General features: G+C 71.8%; 16 protein-coding genes. 10 read left to right on the top strand and 6 right to left on the bottom strand.

Translation table 11 applies throughout. The annotated features are described in order from the left end of the window. Nucleotide 1: 1 nt before the first annotated feature. Nucleotides 2-901: an ROK family protein gene (locus J8403_RS39545; protein ID WP_281427999.1), complete on the bottom strand. Its 900-nt coding sequence runs from the start codon at nucleotides 899-901 to the stop codon at nucleotides 2-4. 86 nt (nucleotides 902-987) lie between these two features. Further along, nucleotides 988-1,422 (bottom strand): type II 3-dehydroquinate dehydratase, encoded by a 435-nt coding sequence (locus tag J8403_RS39540; protein ID WP_043236498.1) that lies wholly within the window; start codon nucleotides 1,420-1,422, stop codon nucleotides 988-990. Nucleotides 1,423-1,648: 226 nt separating this feature from the next. On the opposite strand from J8403_RS39540, the gene J8403_RS39535 reads away from it, so the two are divergent. The 4 genes from J8403_RS39535 to J8403_RS39520 all read left to right on the top strand — a co-directional run bounded on the left by J8403_RS39535 (nucleotide 1,649) and on the right by J8403_RS39520 (nucleotide 5,216). Beyond that, nucleotides 1,649-2,815, top strand: coding sequence for a DegT/DnrJ/EryC1/StrS family aminotransferase (locus J8403_RS39535; protein ID WP_211127368.1), 1,167 nt, complete (start codon nucleotides 1,649-1,651; stop codon nucleotides 2,813-2,815). After that, the gene (locus J8403_RS39530) at nucleotides 2,812-3,936 is read left to right on the top strand and encodes a Gfo/Idh/MocA family protein (RefSeq protein WP_211127367.1); all 1,125 of its coding nucleotides are present in this window, start codon (nucleotides 2,812-2,814) and stop codon (nucleotides 3,934-3,936) included. Before J8403_RS39535 ends, J8403_RS39530 begins: the two co-directional genes overlap by 4 nt. 172 nt (nucleotides 3,937-4,108) lie before the next feature. Further along, nucleotides 4,109-4,804, top strand: coding sequence for an HAD-IA family hydrolase (locus J8403_RS39525; protein ID WP_211127366.1), 696 nt, complete (start codon nucleotides 4,109-4,111; stop codon nucleotides 4,802-4,804). A gap of 121 nt (nucleotides 4,805-4,925) precedes the next feature. After that, nucleotides 4,926-5,216, top strand: coding sequence for a hypothetical protein (locus J8403_RS39520; RefSeq protein WP_211127365.1), 291 nt, complete (start codon nucleotides 4,926-4,928; stop codon nucleotides 5,214-5,216). Nucleotides 5,217-5,335: 119 nt separating this feature from the next. On the opposite strand, the gene J8403_RS39515 is transcribed toward J8403_RS39520, so the two are convergent. Continuing rightward, nucleotides 5,336-5,968, bottom strand: a complete 633-nt coding sequence (locus J8403_RS39515) for a sigma-70 family RNA polymerase sigma factor (RefSeq protein WP_211127364.1) — start codon at nucleotides 5,966-5,968, stop codon at nucleotides 5,336-5,338. A gap of 184 nt (nucleotides 5,969-6,152) precedes the next feature. Beyond that, nucleotides 6,153-6,848 carry a hypothetical protein gene (locus J8403_RS39510; RefSeq protein ID WP_211127363.1) on the bottom strand — a complete coding sequence of 232 codons (696 nt, stop codon included), beginning with the start codon at nucleotides 6,846-6,848 and terminating at the stop codon, nucleotides 6,153-6,155. A 216-nt stretch (nucleotides 6,849-7,064) separates the two neighbouring features. On the opposite strand from J8403_RS39510, the gene J8403_RS39505 reads away from it, so the two are divergent. Further along, nucleotides 7,065-8,594 (top strand): PepSY-associated TM helix domain-containing protein, encoded by a 1,530-nt coding sequence (locus J8403_RS39505; protein ID WP_211127362.1) that lies wholly within the window; start codon nucleotides 7,065-7,067, stop codon nucleotides 8,592-8,594. Between the two features lie 54 nt (nucleotides 8,595-8,648). Next, nucleotides 8,649-9,701, top strand: a complete 1,053-nt coding sequence (locus J8403_RS39500; RefSeq protein ID WP_211127361.1) for an NAD(P)/FAD-dependent oxidoreductase — start codon at nucleotides 8,649-8,651, stop codon at nucleotides 9,699-9,701. Nucleotides 9,702-9,826: 125 nt separating this feature from the next. On the opposite strand, the gene J8403_RS39495 is transcribed toward J8403_RS39500, so the two are convergent. Then, nucleotides 9,827-10,750, bottom strand: coding sequence for a S1 family peptidase (locus J8403_RS39495; protein WP_211127360.1), 924 nt, complete (start codon nucleotides 10,748-10,750; stop codon nucleotides 9,827-9,829). A gap of 180 nt (nucleotides 10,751-10,930) precedes the next feature. Between J8403_RS39495 and J8403_RS39490 the strand changes: the two genes are divergently transcribed. From J8403_RS39490 to J8403_RS39475, 4 genes are all read left to right on the top strand, one after another. Then, nucleotides 10,931-13,612: a SpoIIE family protein phosphatase gene (locus J8403_RS39490; RefSeq protein ID WP_211127359.1), complete on the top strand. Its 2,682-nt coding sequence runs from the start codon at nucleotides 10,931-10,933 to the stop codon at nucleotides 13,610-13,612. 145 nt (nucleotides 13,613-13,757) lie between these two features. After that, nucleotides 13,758-14,264, top strand: a complete 507-nt coding sequence (locus J8403_RS39485; RefSeq protein WP_211127358.1) for a methylated-DNA--[protein]-cysteine S-methyltransferase — start codon at nucleotides 13,758-13,760, stop codon at nucleotides 14,262-14,264. A 116-nt stretch (nucleotides 14,265-14,380) separates the two neighbouring features. Further along, nucleotides 14,381-15,109 (top strand): 2OG-Fe(II) oxygenase, encoded by a 729-nt coding sequence (locus J8403_RS39480; protein WP_211127357.1) that lies wholly within the window; start codon nucleotides 14,381-14,383, stop codon nucleotides 15,107-15,109. A gap of 150 nt (nucleotides 15,110-15,259) precedes the next feature. Then, nucleotides 15,260-15,952 carry an alpha-ketoglutarate-dependent dioxygenase AlkB family protein gene (locus J8403_RS39475; protein WP_211127356.1) on the top strand — a complete coding sequence of 231 codons (693 nt, stop codon included), beginning with the start codon at nucleotides 15,260-15,262 and terminating at the stop codon, nucleotides 15,950-15,952. On the opposite strand, the gene J8403_RS39470 is transcribed toward J8403_RS39475, so the two are convergent. Beyond that, complete coding sequence (locus J8403_RS39470; protein ID WP_211127355.1) at nucleotides 15,934-17,133, bottom strand: cytochrome P450; 1,200 nt, start codon at nucleotides 17,131-17,133, stop codon at nucleotides 15,934-15,936. The two genes, J8403_RS39475 and J8403_RS39470, sit on opposite strands and share 19 nt — an antisense overlap. Nucleotides 17,134-17,165 lie beyond the last annotated feature (32 nt).

Raw genomic sequence — 17,165 nt, 5'->3', positions numbered from 1 at the left:
ATCAGTCCGGCAGCCCCCTGGCCAGCAGGACGGCGCCGTGCAGTGAGGACAGCCCGCCCAGTTCCGCGGGCCGGACCGGTGGCAGCGGATGTCCCGGGCGCCCCAGCGCGGCCGTTCGCTCGGCCACCATCGCCACGAGTTCCGGCATCGCCGCGGCGAACCCTCCACCGATCAACACGAGCGAGGGATGGACCAGTTCGCATACGCCGGTCACCGCCGCGGCCAGGGCCCTGCCGCTCTCCCGCAGCGACGCCACGGCCCAGGGCTTCCCGTCGGCCACGGCCTGGCGCAGCGCGGCGAAGGTCACTTCCTCGCCCCGCCGCCGCGTCGCCCGGCGCAGGGTCGCCGGGCCCGAGGCCGCCGCCTGGACACAGCCGCGCCGGCCGCAGTCGCACAGCGGTCCATCGCGGTCCACGACCAGGTGGCCGACTTCGCAGGAGCCGCGGCCCACGCCGGGGACGGGTTTTCCGTTCAGCACGATGCCACCGCCGATCCCGGTGCCGACGCCGAGGTAGAGCAGATCGGGGCAGCCGGCCTCGTGTGCTTCGGCGAGGGCGGCCAGATCGCCGTCGTCGGCGCAGCGCACCTCGGCGTCGGAGAAGAGCGCGGACAGCGCGCCGCCCAGGTCCACTCCGGCCCAGCCGGGGCGGCCGGGCCAGGCGGTGACCGTGCCGGTGGCGTCGAGGGTGGCGGGCATCGCGACCCCGACGCCGGTGAGCCGCCCGGGGGCTCCGGCGCATAACTCCGTGACGTGGTGCGCCAGCAGATCCAGGTCGCGGGTGGGGTCGACGGACATCATGGCGTCCGTACCGTCCGGCTCGGCCCAGCGGAAGGAGGATTCGCTGATGCTCAGGTCGTCGTGTTCGAGGCGCAGCGCCACTTTGGTGCCGCCGACGTCGATTCCCAGCTGACTGATGGTCGCCTCCCGGCTCGTCGGCCTTGGCGGTGTGGGGTGGCGGCGGGGTGGAGTGACGGCGGAGTGGCCGCTCAGTCCGGGACCTTCTCGAGCAGGGCGCGTGCGGCGAGCCGGTACCCCAGGGCGCCGAGTCCGAAGATGACGCCCGCGGCCAGCGGGCCCGTCACCGACTCATGGCGGAACTGCTCACGGGCCCAGACATTCGACAGATGCACTTCTATCCAGGGCCGCGGATAGTTGGCCAATGCGTCCCGAAGGCCCCAGCCGGCCATCATGAGCGCGGCCGGATTGATGATGGCGCCGACCGTGTCGTAGTTCCCCTGAATGGTGCGGATGATCTCCGCTTCGCCATCGAACTGGTAGGAATCCACTTTCCAGCCGCGCTCCGCGACCTCTTCTCCGACCCAGCGCTCGATGTCCTGCAGCGTATCCGTGCCGTAGATCTCGGGCTGCCGCTTCCCGAGTATGCCGAGATTCGGCCCGTTCACCAACAACAGCCTGCTCAATGCACACCTCACCATGCGGGGTCGGCTGAATTACAGCGGCTCATCACGGAAGTGCATTTATAGCACGGCCCCCTTGGCCTCGGCCCGAGAGCTTGGTCAACTCCGTTTTTAAGGGGGCTGTAGGGGGGCCTTGAGGGGGAATGACGTTTGCCCCGTCGGCCGGTTAGCGTGCTAATGCGTCCGCCGCGGACCTGCCTCCATAACGCATTAAGGGAGTAGGGAAATCATGAGCAATGATGTGCGCCTGGGATCCGAGCTGCCCGCATGGCCGCAGTATGGCGACGAGGAGCGCGAGGGCCTGATCCGGGCCCTGGATCAGGGGCAGTGGTGGCGTATCGGCGGCAGTGAGGTCGACGCCTTCGAGGCGGAGTTCGCCGCGGCCCATGGCAGCGAGCACGCCCTCGCGGTCACCAACGGAACGCATGCGCTGGAGCTCGCTCTCGAGGTGCTCGGCATCGGCGCCGGCACGGAGGTGATCGTTCCCGCGTTCACCTTCATCTCGTCCTCGCAGGCCGCGCAGCGCCTGGGCGCGGTGGCCGTTCCCGTCGATGTGGACCCGGACACCTACTGCATCGATCCATCGGCGGTCGAGGCGGCCATCGGTCCGAGGACCCGCGCGATCATGCCGGTGCACATGGCGGGTCAGATGTGCGACATGGACGCGCTGGGCAAACTGTCCGCCGACTCCGGGGTCCCGCTGATCCAGGACGCGGCCCACGCCCATGGTGCTCAGTGGCGCGGCAAGAAGGTCGGTGAGCTGGGCTCGGTCGCCGCGTTCAGTTTTCAGAACGGGAAGCTGATGACCGCCGGTGAGGGCGGCGCCGTGCTCTTCCCCGACGCAGAGATGTACGAGCGGGGCTTCGTCCGGCACAGCTGCGGACGCCCGCCCACCGACCGCGGCTACTTCCACCGCACCTCGGGCTCCAACTTCCGGCTGAACGAGTTCTCCGCGTCGGTGCTGCGCGCCCAACTCGGCCGTCTGGAGGACCAGATCACCACGCGTGAGCAGCGCTGGCCGGTGCTGAGCCGGCTGCTCGCCGAGATCCCCGGTGTCGTACCGCAGTCGCGCGACGACCGCGGTGACCGCAACCCGCACTACATGGCGATGTTCCGGGTGCCGGGCATCACCGAGGAGCGCCGCGCGAAGATCGTCGACGTGCTCATCGAGCGGGGGGTGCCCGCGTTCGTCGGCTTCCGCGCGGTCTACCGTACGGACGCCTTCTGGGAGATCGCGGCGCCGGATCTGACGGTGGACGAACTCGCCCGCCGCTGCCCGCACTCCGAGGCGCTCACCCGCGACTGCGTATGGCTGCACCACCGGGTGCTGCTGGGCAGCGAGGAGCAGATGCACGACGTGGCAGCCGTCGTCGCCGACGTGCTCGCGGGCTCATGAGCGCCCCGTCCGCCGGCGGGACGCCGATCCGGACCGCCGTGGTGGGGCTGGGGTGGGCGGCCCGCTCGATCTGGCTGCCCCGGCTCCGCCGCAACCCCGCCTTCACCGTGATCGCCGCGGTGGATCCCGACGAGCGCGGTCGCGCGGCCGTCGCCGAAACGCAAGGCACGGACCGGCTGCCGGTGCTGGCGGCGATCCACGACCTCGATCCCGCGGAGGTGGACCTGGCGGTGGTCGCGGTGCCCAACCATCTGCACTGCACGGTCGCCACCGAACTGCTGGCCAAGGGCATCCCGGTGTTCCTGGAGAAGCCGGTGTGCCTGACCTCCGAGGAGGCCGAGCGGCTGGCCGCGGCGGAGCGCTCCGGTGGCGCGGTGCTGCTGGCCGGCAGCGCGGCGCGCTACCGCGCCGATGTGCGCGGGCTGTACCGGATCGCCGCCCGGCTGGGCCGTATCCGCCATGTCGAGCTCGCCTGGGTGCGGGCGCGCGGGGTGCCCGACCGGGGCGGCTGGTTCACCCAGCGGTCGCTCGCGGGCGGTGGGGCGCTGGTCGACCTGGGCTGGCATCTGTTCGACATCGCGGTTCCGCTGCTGGGCACCGCCGCGTTCCGGCATGCCATCGGCACCGTGTCCGCCGACTTCATCACCCAGCGGTCCTCGGGGGCCGCGTGGCGGGGCGACGACGGTGGCCCGGAGCTCTCGGGCGACACCGATGTGGAGGACACCGCGCGCGGATTCCTCATCACCGACGACGGCCGTTCGGTGGTGCTGCACGCGAGTTGGGCCTCGCACGAGGCGCTGGACACCACGCGGGTCACGATCGACGGCAGCGCGGGCAGCGCGACCTTGCGCTGCACCTTCGGATTCAGCCCGAACCGCCTCGAGAAGTCCACCCTGACCCGCACCGCCGACGGTAGGACCCGTCCGGTGGCCGTGCCCACCGAGCCGATCGGCACCGAGTACGACCGGCAGCTCGACATGGTTCCCGCGCTGCTGCGCGACCCGGCGGGGCGGGGCCGGGTGATCGAGGAGGTCCGCCGGACCATCGGCGCCATCGAACGGGTCTACGCCTCGGCCCGGATCCCCCAGGAGATCCGGAAGTCGGTGTCGGCGCCGGTGTGACCACCCCGGCGGGCTGCCGCCTCACCCGGCTCGCCGTCGCCATCCCCCGCCGCCTCACACCGCGCGCCATCGCCATCCCCGTCACCTTCCCCGGACCGCCCCTGAGCCCCGGACCGCCTCCGAGACCCGGACCGGCGGTACGCCGAACCGGCCCGCACCACGGGAGTGTTCAATGACCAGCCATCCGATCAGTCATGGCGACCCGCTCTCCGGATCGGGTATCGCCCCGGTCACCTCGGTGGTCTTCGACCTCGACGGTGTCCTCGTCAACAGCTTCGCGGTGATGCGCGAGGCGTTCACCCTCGCCTACGCCGAGGTCGTCGGCGAGGGTGAGCCGCCCTTCGAGGAGTACAACCGGCATCTGGGCCGCTATTTCCCCGACATCATGCGGATCATGGGCCTTCCGCTGGAGATGGAGGCCCCGTTCGTCCGCGAGAGCTACCGGCTCGCCCACCAGGTGGAGATCTTCGACGGCGTGCCCGAGCTGCTGACGGAGTTACGCCACCGCGGGCTGCGGCTCGCCGTGGCCACCGGGAAAAGCGGCCCCCGGGCACGTTCGCTGCTCGACACGCTGGGCATCCGTGGCCAGTTCCACGTGGTCCTCGGCTCGGACGAGGTGGCGCGGCCCAAGCCCGCGCCGGACATCGTGCTGAAGGCGATGGACCTGATGGACGCCGACCCCGACCGGACGGTGATGGTCGGGGATGCGGTGACCGATCTGGCCAGTGCGCGGGGGGCCGGGATCACCGCCGTGGCGGCGATGTGGGGCGAGAGCGACGAGAAGACCCTGCTCGCGGCGGAGCCCGATGTGGTCCTGCACAAGCCCGCCGAACTGCTGGCGCTCTGCCCCGAGGTGACGGCTCCCTAGCTCCGCGCGTTACGTCCGCGCAGCAACCTCCACCCGGGCCCAGGCCCGGGCCTGGGTCCGCACCGGATCCGGCCCCGGCCCCGGCTGGTCCGCATCGGGCCACGGCGAACGTCACGCTCCGGTGGTCGAGCCGGCCGTCACCAGCACTCCGGCCCGCCGGCTGCCCACCCCGCACCGGCTGCCCCTGGCGATCGCGTGGGTCGGCACCACGGCAGGGGTGGCCATGGGGATCGCCACACTCACCCTCGCCGTCGCTTCCCTCCTGGCCACGGACCGGCCGCTGCTCGCGCTCGCCGGGGCCTTCGCCGCCGTGTCACACGCCGTGGTGGCCCCTTCGGCCCGCGCCTGCCGCCGGTGCCCCCGGCCGGCGTTCGCCTCCCCGCCGTCTCCCGGCGGTGTGCTCGGCCACTGAGCAAGGCCCGCACCCCCGCCCGCCACCGGCCGGGCGGGGGACAGTGGTGACGACGTACGGGACACGGCAGGCGGTGGCCGATGGCCCGCCACCCGCCGCGTCCCGCGTCGTCGTTGGGCTCAGCCCGCCAACCGCACGGGTTCCGCGGCCTTCTCCGCCGCGGCCAGCAGTGCGGTGATGTCCTCACGGGCGCGGGCCACACGGGAGCGCACGGTGCCGATGGGGCAGCCGGTCGCGGTGGCGACGTCCGCGTACGGCAGGCCGAGCACCGTGGTGAGGAGGAACATCTGGCGGCGGGCCGGGGCGAGCGCCGCCAGCAGGTCCATCAGCGCCACCCCCTCGTCGAACCCGGGGAGCCCGACGGGCTGTGCCCGCTCGGCCACCTCCTGCCAGTCGTCCGCGTCCAGGGTGCGGGGGCGGGCGGCGGCCGTGCGGTAGCGGTCGACGACCACCCGGCGGGCGATCGACAGCAGCCACGTCCGGGCCGACGAGCGGCCGGCGAAGCGCGAGAGTCCGGTCAGCGCCCGCAGATACGTCTCCTGGGCGAGGTCCTCACAGCCGTGGGGGTCGGCGCTGAGATGGCGGACGAAGCGGCGTACATCGAGGTAAGTGGCGCGGATGAAGTGGTCGACCGCATCGCGGTCGCCGTCACGGGCGGCCAGCGCCCATGCGGTGACCTGGCGGTCATTCGCCGCGGTGGTGAAGCCGTGCACGGCTCTCACGGGTGCGGCGGGCAGCGTGGCGGAAGGCATCGTCACACGTCCTTCGGATGGCGGTGAACGGCACACCGGCGCGCGCCACCGGCCGCGCGAGGGCGCGGCGGGACGGCGAGAGGCCGGCGGTGCCGACGGATGGGGCCGACGCCGGGCAGGCGCCGGTACTCCGCCCGTCAACCGACGCTCACCCCAGGTCAGGGGCGGGGGAAGGACGGGCGGTTCAGCGGATGGCCAGCCGCCTTGGTGGCCCTCTGCGGAGAATGACGTGCCGTAGCAGAACTTCGCGCGGCCGACGGACGAAGGCCGGTGCGGTGGGCCATGCGGGCAGCGGAGTGGCGCCCGCGCCCAGGACGCGCAGGGCGAGGGCGAGGGGGACGAACAGCAGGGCCGCGAGCGCGCGGCCGAGCCGGAAGGCCGCCCGCTCGCCGCGCCACAGCCACAGTCCGCAGATCAGCGCGGCGAGCAGGTGGGCCGTGGCCATGCCCGCCCCGCCGGGACCCGCCCAGGGCCACGGCAAATGGCTCATCGACGGCGCGGCGGCGGACATCGCGTCCGCGCCATGGTGCATATAGCCCATGGCGCCGCCGCTCATCGGGGTGGCGCCCATGTCCCGCGTACCGGGCATCCCGTCGCCCATGGCGCTGCCCGCGGCGGGAGCGACGGTCGTCTCCGCGAACCGGAACGCCATGTGCAGGCCGAGTTGGGCGACCACCGTCGTACCGGTCACGACCAGCGCTCCGCGCTCGCGTCCGGCGACCCACCACGCGGCGGCCGTCGTCCCGGCGAACGCGGCTGCCACGGCCCACACCGGGAGGGTGTCACCGGACATCAGCGTGTGCCCGAGCGCGGTCACCACGACACACACCGCCGCGAAGACGGCGGCTCGTGCGAGACGGAAGGGTGGCCCGGCGGACATGGCAGCCATGGTGCCAGCCGCCGCCGGTGTGCGTGACGACGGCTCAATCTTCATCACGCCGATGACAAGCGTGGCGTGGGGCCATCCCCGAATGGCCCCATGTGACCCAGATCACAAGTAATGCCCGGAACTCGACTGGGTGTGCGGCCGACAACTCAACCGGCGCGGCCCCCTATGCGTCCGCCCCCGCCCTTGCCCCGGAACCAGGAGTCGTCCATGTCCGCTGAACCGCTCGCCCCGGCCACGGGCGATTCCCCGGATGACGCCGCCGGCAGGAAGCCACACTCCCCCGCCGACGCCGAATCCGGCGGCGCCGGAACCGGGTCCGCCTCCGACGGGTCCGGGTCCGGGTCCGGGTCCGGCGGGTCCGTATGGGCGGGACTGCGGCCGCTGGTGCTGCGGCTGCACTTCTACGCGGGGGTGCTGGTCGCGCCGTTCCTGCTGGTCGCGGCCACGACCGGACTGCTGTACGCCGGATCGTTCCAGGCCGAGAAGCTGGTCTACGCCCATGAGCTGCGCGTCCCGGTCGGCGACCGGGAACTGCCGATCTCCGAGCAGGTGGCGGCCGCGCGCAAGGCCCACCCCGAGGGCGAGATCAGTGCCGTACGGCCCTCCCCCGAGGACGGCGCCACCACCCGGGTGCTGCTCTCCGGCGTCAAGGGCGTCGATCCCGAGCACACACTGGCGGTGTTCGTCGACCCGTACACCGGGAAGGTGCGCGGGGCGCTGGAGCAGTACGGCTCCACCGGCGCCCTCCCGCTGCGCACCTGGATCGATGAGTTCCACCGCGATCTGCACCTCGGGCAGACCGGACGCCTCTACAGCGAACTCGCCGCCAGCTGGCTGTGGGTCATCGCCCTCGGCGGTGTGGTGCTCTGGCTCAGCCGCCGCCGTAAGAAGCGCACACTGCGGGCGGTGGCGCTGGCCGACCGCACCGCCACCGGCCGCAAGCGCACCATGTCCTTCCATGGCGCGGTCGGGCTGTGGGTGGCACTGGGGCTGCTGTTCCTGTCCGCCACCGGCCTGACCTGGTCCACCTACGCGGGGGCCAACGTGGAGGACCTGCGCACCGCCCTCGGCCAGACCACCCCGACCGTCTCGGCCACCGTCGGCGGCGGCGAACACGCCGGACACCATATGGGCTCCGGTTCCATGCCGGGCATGGACATGGGCGGTACGGGCGAGGCTGCCGGGCACACCGATGTGGGTCTGGACACCGTACTGAAGGCCGCCCGCGCCCAGGACCTGGACAACCCCGTCGAGATCGTCCCGCCCGCCGAGCCGGGCAGTGCGTATGTCGTCAGCCAGATCCAGCGCAGCTGGCCCGAGAAGCAGGACTCGGTGGCCATCGACCCGGCCACGGGCGAGGTGACCGACGTCCAGCGGTTCGCCGACTACCCGGTGCTCGCCAAGCTCACCCGCTGGGGCATCGACCTCCACACCGGAAACCTCTTCGGCCTCGTCAACCAGATCGCCCTGGCCGCTCTCGCACTCGCGCTGATCTTCCTGATCGTCTGGGGCTACCGCATGTGGTGGCAGCGTGGCCGCGCCTCCGCCTTCGGGCGCCCGGTCCCCCGCGGCGCGTGGCGGCGGGTGCCGCTGTATGCCCTCCTCCCCCTGGCCGCGGCCACCGCCGCGATCGGCTACTACCTGCCCCTCCTCGGCATTCCGCTGGCCGCCTTCCTGGCCGTCGACATCGTCGCGGGCGAGATCGCCCGCCGGCGCGGCACCGCCCCCGCCGACTGACCCTCGCTTTGCCGCCTCGGCAACAAACTTTGCGCTCACGGTGGACGGGTTCGCATGGTGGCCGTGGAGGTGGTCGAAGTGACCGATGAGCTGAAGAACACCTATGACGTGGTGGTGATCGGCGGTGGCGCCGCGGGGCTGAGCGGGGCGCTGATGCTGACCCGGGCACGGCGGTCGGTGGTGGTGATCGACGCGGGCGCCCCGCGCAACGCTCCGGCCTCGGGGGTGCACGGGCTGCTGGCCCGGGAAGGGATCGGACCGGGAGAGCTGGTGGAGCGGGGCCGGGCCGAGGTCCGCGGCTATGGCGGTCAGGTGGTGTCCGGCGAGGTCGGCGCCGTCACCCGGGAGGAGGCCGGGTTCCAGGTGGCCCTGACCGACGGCCGGAGCGTCCGTGCGCGCCGATTGTTGCTGGCCACCGGGCTGGTCGACGAGTTGCCTGACGTCGCGGGGCTGCGGTCCCGGTGGGGCCGGGATGTGGTGCACTGTCCGTACTGCCACGGCTGGGAGATCCGCGACCAGGCCATCGGTGTCCTGGGGAGCGGGCCGCTGTCGGTGCACCAGGCGCTGCTGTTCCGTCAGTGGAGCGACGATGTCACCTTCTTCTCCCACACCCTGCCGTCGCCCTCCGGTGAGGAGGCGGAGCAGCTGGCCGCCCGTGGCATCCGTGTGGTGGACGGCGAGGTGGCATCCCTGGAGATCGTCGATGACCGCCTCGTCGGCGTGCGGCTGACCGACGGCGGCGTGGTCAAGCGCGAGGCACTGGCCGTCGCGTCGCGGATGGTGGCGCGCACCGGCCTCCTGTCGGCGCTCGGGCTGCGGGCGGTGGAGCATCCGAGTGGTGCCGGTGAGCACATCCCGTCCGACGCGACCGGCCGCACCGAGGTGCCCGGGGTGTGGGCCGCGGGCAATGTCACCGATCTGTCCGCCCAGGTCGGTGCCGCCGCGGCGGCGGGCGCGGCCGCGGCGGCCCAGATCAACGCGGATCTGATCGCCGAGGAGACCCGCCGGGCCGTCGCCGCCCGGGTGCGCGGCGAGGTGCCGTTCTCGCCGGAGATGGAATCGCGGGTCTGCGAAGCGGTGTTGGGCGACCGCCGCCACGGCCTGTGACGGCGGCTCTTCATGGGCCACCGGCTGCCTCCGCCGCCGGGCCGGGACCTTTTGGCGGGCGGTCCCGGCCCGGCGACGACGCGCCACCGGGCCGCCACCGGTAGGCGGTGGCCGGTGGGCGGGTGTCAGTAGACGGTGAGGCCGTAGGCGCTCAGCACTTCCTGGATCGGCTGGTAGAAGGTGGTGCCGCCGGAGGAGCAGTTCCCGGAGCCGCCCGAGAGAATGCCGATGATCTTGTCGCCCGCGTAGAGCGGACCGCCACTGTCGCCCGGCTCGGCGCAGATGTTGGTCTGGATCAGGCCGGAGACGATGTCACCGCCGCCGTAGTTGACGGTCGCGTTGAGCGCGGTGACCTGACCGCAGCGGACACCGGTCGTGGCCCCCCGGCGGCAGACCTGCTGGCCGACGTGGGCGGTGGCGGTCCCGGTGACATCGACCGTTCCCACGGTCCCGGGGTGCGGAACGGCCGTGTTGGTGTACCGGACGACGCCGTAGTCATTGCCCGGGAAGCTGGTGCCGGTCGTCGGGCCGACCTGGGTGGTCGCACCGGAGTCGGCGTACCACGTGGGGTTGCCATCGGTGCAGTGGCCGGCCGTGATGAAGTAATACGCGGCGCCACTCTGCACATTGACCCCCGCGGAGCAGCGGATCCCCATGGAGGAGTAGATCCCGTCGCCGCCCGAGAGAAGGGTACGCAGCGGACCGTCGAGCCGCTCGACGCTGACGGCGCCGCGGAAACGCTCGGCGGTGCGGTCGAGCCTGGCCAGGTCGGCTCCCCGGGCCGTGGAGCCGACGAGAACACGCAGCGTTCCGGTGCGCTCGTCCACGCTCCAGGCGGTGCCCGGGACATCCAGGGATTCCACGGCGGAGGCGGCGGCGGACACGGCCGTCGACACAGATGCGGACGTGGCCGGGGGCGTGGACGGGGCGGTGGACGCGGAGGAAGCGGCCGCACTCGTGCCGACTGTCGCGAGGGCTGCCGTGGCGAACAGACCGGACATCGCGGCGATCAGCCGACCACGTCTCCTGGTACGGCGTGCTGTTCTCACCGAACCTCCTTGAAAGGGCCGTCAGTTGGTCCAGCCGCCTCATTGTGCCCGCGTCCGGGCGGACGCGTAACCCACCTTCCCGAGTCGTCGAAAACCGCCCTTGATCAGCACATTGATCGATCAAAACGATGTCGCTCTCTCCTTCTCGCCCAGGACGAGGAGGATGTTATAAATGCCGTTATGAGCGGATATGCTCGTTCGACCCGGAGTCGGCTGGGACCCTGGTCGCGGCTGCGGAGCGTCGCCGGGCAGTCGTTCGTCCTGCAGCTTCTGCTGACCCTGGTTCTGGTGACCGCCGCGGTGGTGGCCGTCGCGGCGGATGCCCATAAACACAGCACACTCGACGCTCGCCGACGATCCCTCGCGGTGGCCGAGACCCTCGCGCACTCCCCCGGAATGGCGCGGGCCGTCAGCGACGACAAACCGACGCCGCAGCTGGAGTCCCATGCGGAGGCGGCGCGGAAGGGCTCCGGCGTCGACAGCGTCGTCGTGTTCAATACGCATGGCATCCGCCTCACCCACCCCGAGACGCCCTTGATCGGCAAGCGGATCGTCGGACCGGCCGGGCTGGTGCGGGACGAGCTGAGCGGAAAGACGATCACGGAGACCTTCCGGGCCAGCCAGGGCCCGTCCGTCGTCTCGGCGGTCCCCGTCACCAGGGCCGACGGGGCCTTCATCGGCGGCGTGTCGGTCGGCGTCAAGGTGGAGAGCGTGAACAGCGCGGTGGACCACCGGCTGCCGCTGCTGCTCGGCAGTGGCGCCGGGGCGCTGGCCCTGGCCACGGGCGGGACGGCGCTGATGAGCGGGCGGGTGCGGCGGCAGACCCGTGGCCTGGGCACCGTGGAAATGCGGCGGATGTACGAACACCATGACGCGGTGTTGCATTCGGTCCGCGAAGGGGTGCTGGTCCTGGCGGAGGACGGGCGACTGCTGCTGGTCAATGACGAGGCCCGGGAGCTGCTGCGACTGACTCCGGACGCGGAGGGGCGGCACATCGGCGAGCTCGGCCTGGAACCGCACCTGACCGAGCTGCTGGCGTCGGGACGGCGTGTCACGGACGAGGTGCACCCCTGCGGGGACCGGCTACTGGTGGTCAATATCCGGTCCACGGACCGTGCGGGCGACCCCGCCGGAAGTGTGGTGACGCTGAGGGACACCACCGCGCTGCGGGTGCTGTCCAGCCGGGCCGAGGAGGCTCGCGAGCGACTGAAGCTGCTGTCCGACGCCGGGGTGCGGATCAGCTCCTCCCTGGAGCTGACGGGCACCGCCGAGCAGCTGGTGGACGTGGCCGTCCCCCGGTTCGCCGACATCGTCACCGTCGAACTGCTGGAGCCCGTGCTGCGCGGCGAGGAGCCCGAGCCGCCGTACGAGCCCCTGGCACCGCACCGGACCGCCGTGGGCGGGGTTCCGCCAGAAGCCCCCGTGTTCCGCGTGGGCGAGCGGGTCGTCTACGCACCGGCCACACCGCAGAGCCGGGCCGTAAAGGCTGGGACTGCCGTACTCCAGGACGATCCGACCGGCACCGCGGAGTGGCCGGCCGGATACGGTGCCGAGGCCCGGCACCTCCTCGACCGCGGGGTCCACTCGCTGATCACCGTCCCGCTGCGGTTCCGCGGCGTCACCCTCGGCCTGGCCACCTTCTGGCGGACACGGCGCGGCGAGCCGTTCGACGAAGCGGATCTGGCGATCGCCGGGGAGCTGGCCGTGCGCACCGCCGTATGCGTCGACAACGCCCGCCGCTACACCCACGAACACGCCATGGTCGCCGCCCTGCAGCGCACCCTCCTTCCCGGCGGACTGCCCGATCAGGACACCGTGGAGGTGGCGTCCCGCTATCTGCCCGCGCAGGGGGCGGTGGGCGGAAGCTGGTTCGATGTGATCCCCCTCCCCGGCGCCCGGGTCGCGCTGGTCGCCGGGAAGGTGCCCGGGCAGGGTGTGCACGCCGCGGCCACGATGGGCCGACTGCGCACCGCGGTGCAGAACTTCTCGGCCCTGGACGTGTCCCCGGACGAGCTCATCTCCCATCTGGACGAGCTGGTCACCCGTCTCGACCTGGAGCATGACGCCGACGCGCACGGCGGCCGGATCACCGGCGCCGGGTGTCTGTACGCGATCCACGACTCGGTGTCGGGCCGGTGCACCATGGCCCGGGCCGGCGATCCGGGCATCGTCCTGACCCGCCCGGACGGCACCGTGGACATCCCCGCGATGCCCGCCTCCCCGCCCCTGGGCCAGGGCGGAGAGCCCTTCGAGGCGATCGGCCTCTCGCTGCCCGCCGCGAGCCGCCTGGTGCTGTACACCAGCGGTCTCCTCCAAGGCCCCGGCCAAACCGCCGGCACCGGCCTGGAGCTGCTGCGCCGCACCCTCGAGGCCGAGCCGGACCTCGGTCCGGACGAGACCTGCCGCAGCCTGTTCGACACCGTCCTTCCGGCCCGTCCGGGCGATGATGTCGCACTGCTGGTGGCCCGCACCCGCCTGCTGGACCCCAGGAACGTGGCCGAGTGGGATGTTCCGTTCGACCCGGCGGCGGTCGCGCCGATCCGCGCCACCTGCGCAGGGACACTACGGGCGTGGGGTCTGGAGGACGCCGTGTACACGGCCGAGCTGGTCATCAGCGAACTGATCACCAATGCCCTGCGGTACGGCACCCCTCCCGTGCGTATACGGCTGCTGCGCGGCCGGGACCTGATCTGCGAGGTCTCCGACGGCAGCAGCACCTCGCCCCATCTGCGGCGGGCCGCGACCACCGACGAGGGCGGGCGCGGACTGTTCCTCGTCGCCCAGTTCGCCCGGCGCTGGGGCACCCGCTACACCTCGTATGGCAAGGTCATCTGGGCCGAGACGGCCCTGGACGGCCGCTGACGCAGGGAAGTCGCGCGCTTCGGGCCCCGGTACTCGGCGCCGGAAACACCATGTCCGAATCCCGCCAGCTTTCCGCTTCCGAAAGCCGCATGCTGGGAGCAGCGCACGACAGAACAGCGAGAAGAAGAAGAGAGGGACCACAGCCATGACGGTCCACACGACGATCGACAGCCCGCTCGGCGAGCTGCTGCTGGTGGGCGAGAAGTCCGCCACCGCGCCCGGGGGCACCGCGCTGGTCTCCCTGTCCGTGCCCGGCCAGAAGGGCGGGGCCGTCGTCCAGGACGGCTGGAGCGAGGACGCCGAGGCATTCACCGAGATCATCTCCCAGCTGCGCGCGTACTTCGACGGCAAGCGCATCCGGTTCGACATCCAGTGCGTCGAGGGCGGTACGGACTTCCAGCGCAGGGTGTGGCAGGCGCTGGAGACCATTCCGTACGGCACGACGGTCAGCTACGGCGACATCGCCCGGCAGATCGGCGCCCCGCGCACGGCGGTTCGCTCCGTCGGCACCGCGATCGGCCGCAATCCGCTGCTGGTCGTACGGCCCTGCCACCGTGTCATCGGCGCCACCGGCGCACTGACCGGCTACGCGGGCGGGCTGGAGCGCAAGCAGCGACTCCTCGTCCACGAAGGCGCCCTCCAGACCCTGTGAGCACGGGCCTCGCACCCACCGGTCGAGGCCCGCACCGCGCCCTTCCCGGATCGCGGAGAACACCGTTGAGCACGATCCCGGAGAACACCGACGAGCACGATCCCGGAGAAACACCGATGAGCACCACGACCGACACCACACGTCTCCACCAGCGCGTGGCCGCGGCCGACTGGACACAGCTGGCCGAAGAGCTGGACACCCACGGGTGCGCGCTCACCCCACGGCTGCTGACCCCCGCCCAGTGCGCCCGGATCGCCGGGCTCTATGAGCGGGAGGAGCGGTTCAGGAGCACGATCGACATGGCCCGCCACCGCTTCGGCTCCGGTCAGTACCGCTACTTCACCCATGACCTGCCCGAACCGGTCGCCGAGTTGCGCGCCGCGCTCTACCCGCGGCTGCTGACCATCGCCCGTGACTGGGCGGAGCGGCTCGGCCGCCCGGCGCCCTGGCCGGACAGCCTGGAGAAGTGGCTGGCCATGTGCCATGAGGCAGGACAGGACCGCTCCGCGCAGATCCTGCTGCGCTACGGCCCCGGCGACTGGAACGCCCTGCACCGGGACGTGTTCGGCGACATGCTCTTTCCGCTTCAGGTGGTGATCGGGTTGGACGCGTACGGCACGGACTACACGGGCGGGGAGTTCCTGCTGGTCGAGCAGCGGCCCCGGGCCCAGTCCCGGGGCACCACGGCCGTCCTTCAGCAAGGCCATGGGCTGATCTTCACCACCCGTGACCGGCCCGTGGCCACCAAGCGCGGCTGGTCGGCCGGAGTCATGCGGCACGGGGTCAGCACGGTGCGCTCCGGGCGCCGCCACGCACTGGGCCTGGTCTTCCACGACGCGGCCTGACGCCACGACCGGAACACCGCCGCCGCCGACTTCGCGGCCGAACCCACCGCCTCACAGCGCCGCCCGGCAGCACCGCCCCATATCGCGGCCCGGCACCACCGACCCCACGTCGCGGCCCGACATCGCCAACCCGCCCGCGGAGAACCCCGTATGAACGCCCTGATCCCCCGCCCACGCCTCGAGGTGGCCCCCGGCGCCGTCCATGTGCCGGGCTGGCTCACCCTCGAACAGCAGCGGGAGCTGGTCATCGCCTGCCGTGGCTGGGCCACCGGCCCGGTCCCGATCCGGCACACCAAGCTGCCGCGCGGGGGCGTCATGTCGGTGCGGACGGTGTGCATCGGCTGGCACTGGCAGCCCTATGCGTACACCCGCACGGCCGACGATGTGAACGGCGCCCGGGTCGCCGAATTTCCGGACTGGATGGTCGAGTTGGGCCGTCGTGCCCTGGCCGACGCTTACGACGACGCGACGTCCGGTGAGGACTACACCCCCGACACCGCGCTCATCAACTTCTACGACGCCCCTGCGAAACTCGGCATGCACCAGGACAAGGACGAGAGGTCATCCGCCCCGGTGGTCTCGCTCACCATCGGCGACAGCTGCGTCTTCCGCTTCGGCAACACCGAGACCCGTACCAGGCCGTACACCGACCTCGAACTCGGCTCCGGGGATCTGTTCGTCTTCGGAGGCCCCTCCCGCTACGCCTACCATGCCGTCCCCAAGATCCTGCCCGGAACCGGCGACCCGGCCACCGGACTGCGGTCCGGACGGCTGAACATCACGATGCGGGTCACCGGCCTGGCCGATCCGGTGTCGTCCAGCGATCACCCCGCGGGACGCTGAGCCTCGAACTCGACGGGGAGCGCGGTCAGCGAGCGGATGAACGGGTTCTTGCTGTGGCTGATCTCGGAGGCGGGAACGCCCAGCCGAAGGCCGGGGAACCGCCGGACCAGACTCTCCAGGGCGATCTGCCCCTCCACCCTGGCCAGTGGCGCACCGATGCAGTAGTGGATGCCGTGGCCGAACTGGAGATGCATACCGGAGTCCCTCGTCAGGTCCAGCCGCTCGCCGTCGGTGAAGTGTGCCGGGTCGGAGTGTGCGGCGTCCATGTCCAGCAGCACCTGGTCGCCGGCCCGGATCCGTACGGGGCCGATCTCCACATCCTCGTTGGCGAAGCGCACGACGAGGATGCCCGGCCCTGCGTGCCGGAGCAGCTCCTCCAGGCCGCCGCGCCCGGCCAGTTCGGGGTCCTTGCGCAGCAGCTCCAGCTGGTCCGGCCGGGACAGCAGGGACAAGACCGCGTTGCTGATGAAGCTGCCGGTCAGCTCGTATCCGGCGATCAGCATCATCCGTGCGGTGGCGACCACTTCGCGGTGGCTGAGCCGGTCGTCCTCGTGTGCGGACATCAGATCGCTGATCAGATCGTCCTCCGGGGCCTTCCGCCTGGCCTCGGCGAGATCCTCCATGTACGTCCACAGCTTGGTGGCGGCGTCCTGGGAGCGTGCGGCGGTGTCCGGGTCCAGTGGGGGCGTGAGCATCAGGTCGGCCCACTGGTGGAATTCGGTGCGGTCGGCGATGGGCACGCCGAGGAGTTCACAGATCACCTGCATGGGCAGCGGGATGGCCAGCGCGGTGACGAGATCGGCCCGGCCGTCGACGGCGATCCGGTCCAGCAGGGTGTCGGTGATCTCCTGCACCCGCGGCCGCAGGCTCTCCACCCTGCGGGTCGTGAACGCCTTGGCCAGCAGCCTGCGCAGCCGGGTGTGCTGGGGCGGATTGGTGCCGGGCAGCGTGTCCTCGAACAGCCCGCTCACCGGAGTGGTCTGGCCCTGAGAGGCGGCGTAGGCGGCGGCCGGGCTCATGCCGGGGTGTCCGAGACAGTCCCTGACCTCGTCGTACCGGGAGACGAGCCACGCCGTGGTGCCGTGCATCGTGATCTGCCGCGGCGGACCGTGCTTGCGCAGTTCGTCCGCGACGGTCTTCGGGTCGAGGATGCGAAGTTCTTCTTCGGAGGTGTCAGCCATGGCGGTATCGCGTGCTCCTTCTGTGGGTGTCG

The organism is Streptomyces yatensis (assembly GCF_018069625.1).
Classification (GTDB): domain Bacteria; phylum Actinomycetota; class Actinomycetes; order Streptomycetales; family Streptomycetaceae; genus Streptomyces; species Streptomyces yatensis.
This window is presented reverse-complemented; position numbering and strand designations above follow the sequence as displayed.

Excerpts from the sequence above, each read along its gene's own strand:
- J8403_RS39485 (WP_211127358.1), top strand. The coding sequence starts at position 13,758 with ATGACGGTCCACACGACGATCGACAGCCCGCTCGGCGAGCTGCTGCTG.
- J8403_RS39530 (WP_211127367.1), top strand. The coding sequence starts at position 2,812 with ATGAGCGCCCCGTCCGCCGGCGGGACGCCGATCCGGACCGCCGTGGTG.
- J8403_RS39480 (WP_211127357.1), top strand. The coding sequence starts at position 14,381 with ATGAGCACCACGACCGACACCACACGTCTCCACCAGCGCGTGGCCGCG.
- J8403_RS39525 (WP_211127366.1), top strand. The coding sequence starts at position 4,109 with ATGACCAGCCATCCGATCAGTCATGGCGACCCGCTCTCCGGATCGGGT.
- J8403_RS39535 (WP_211127368.1), top strand. The coding sequence starts at position 1,649 with ATGAGCAATGATGTGCGCCTGGGATCCGAGCTGCCCGCATGGCCGCAG.
- J8403_RS39500 (WP_211127361.1), top strand. The coding sequence starts at position 8,649 with ATGGTGGCCGTGGAGGTGGTCGAAGTGACCGATGAGCTGAAGAACACC.
- J8403_RS39475 (WP_211127356.1), top strand. The coding sequence starts at position 15,260 with ATGAACGCCCTGATCCCCCGCCCACGCCTCGAGGTGGCCCCCGGCGCC.
- J8403_RS39490 (WP_211127359.1), top strand. The coding sequence starts at position 10,931 with ATGAGCGGATATGCTCGTTCGACCCGGAGTCGGCTGGGACCCTGGTCG.
- J8403_RS39505 (WP_211127362.1), top strand. The coding sequence starts at position 7,065 with ATGTCCGCTGAACCGCTCGCCCCGGCCACGGGCGATTCCCCGGATGAC.
- J8403_RS39470 (WP_211127355.1), bottom strand. The coding sequence starts at position 17,133 with ATGGCTGACACCTCCGAAGAAGAACTTCGCATCCTCGACCCGAAGACC.
- J8403_RS39515 (WP_211127364.1), bottom strand. The coding sequence starts at position 5,968 with ATGCCTTCCGCCACGCTGCCCGCCGCACCCGTGAGAGCCGTGCACGGC.
- J8403_RS39510 (WP_211127363.1), bottom strand. The coding sequence starts at position 6,848 with ATGTCCGCCGGGCCACCCTTCCGTCTCGCACGAGCCGCCGTCTTCGCG.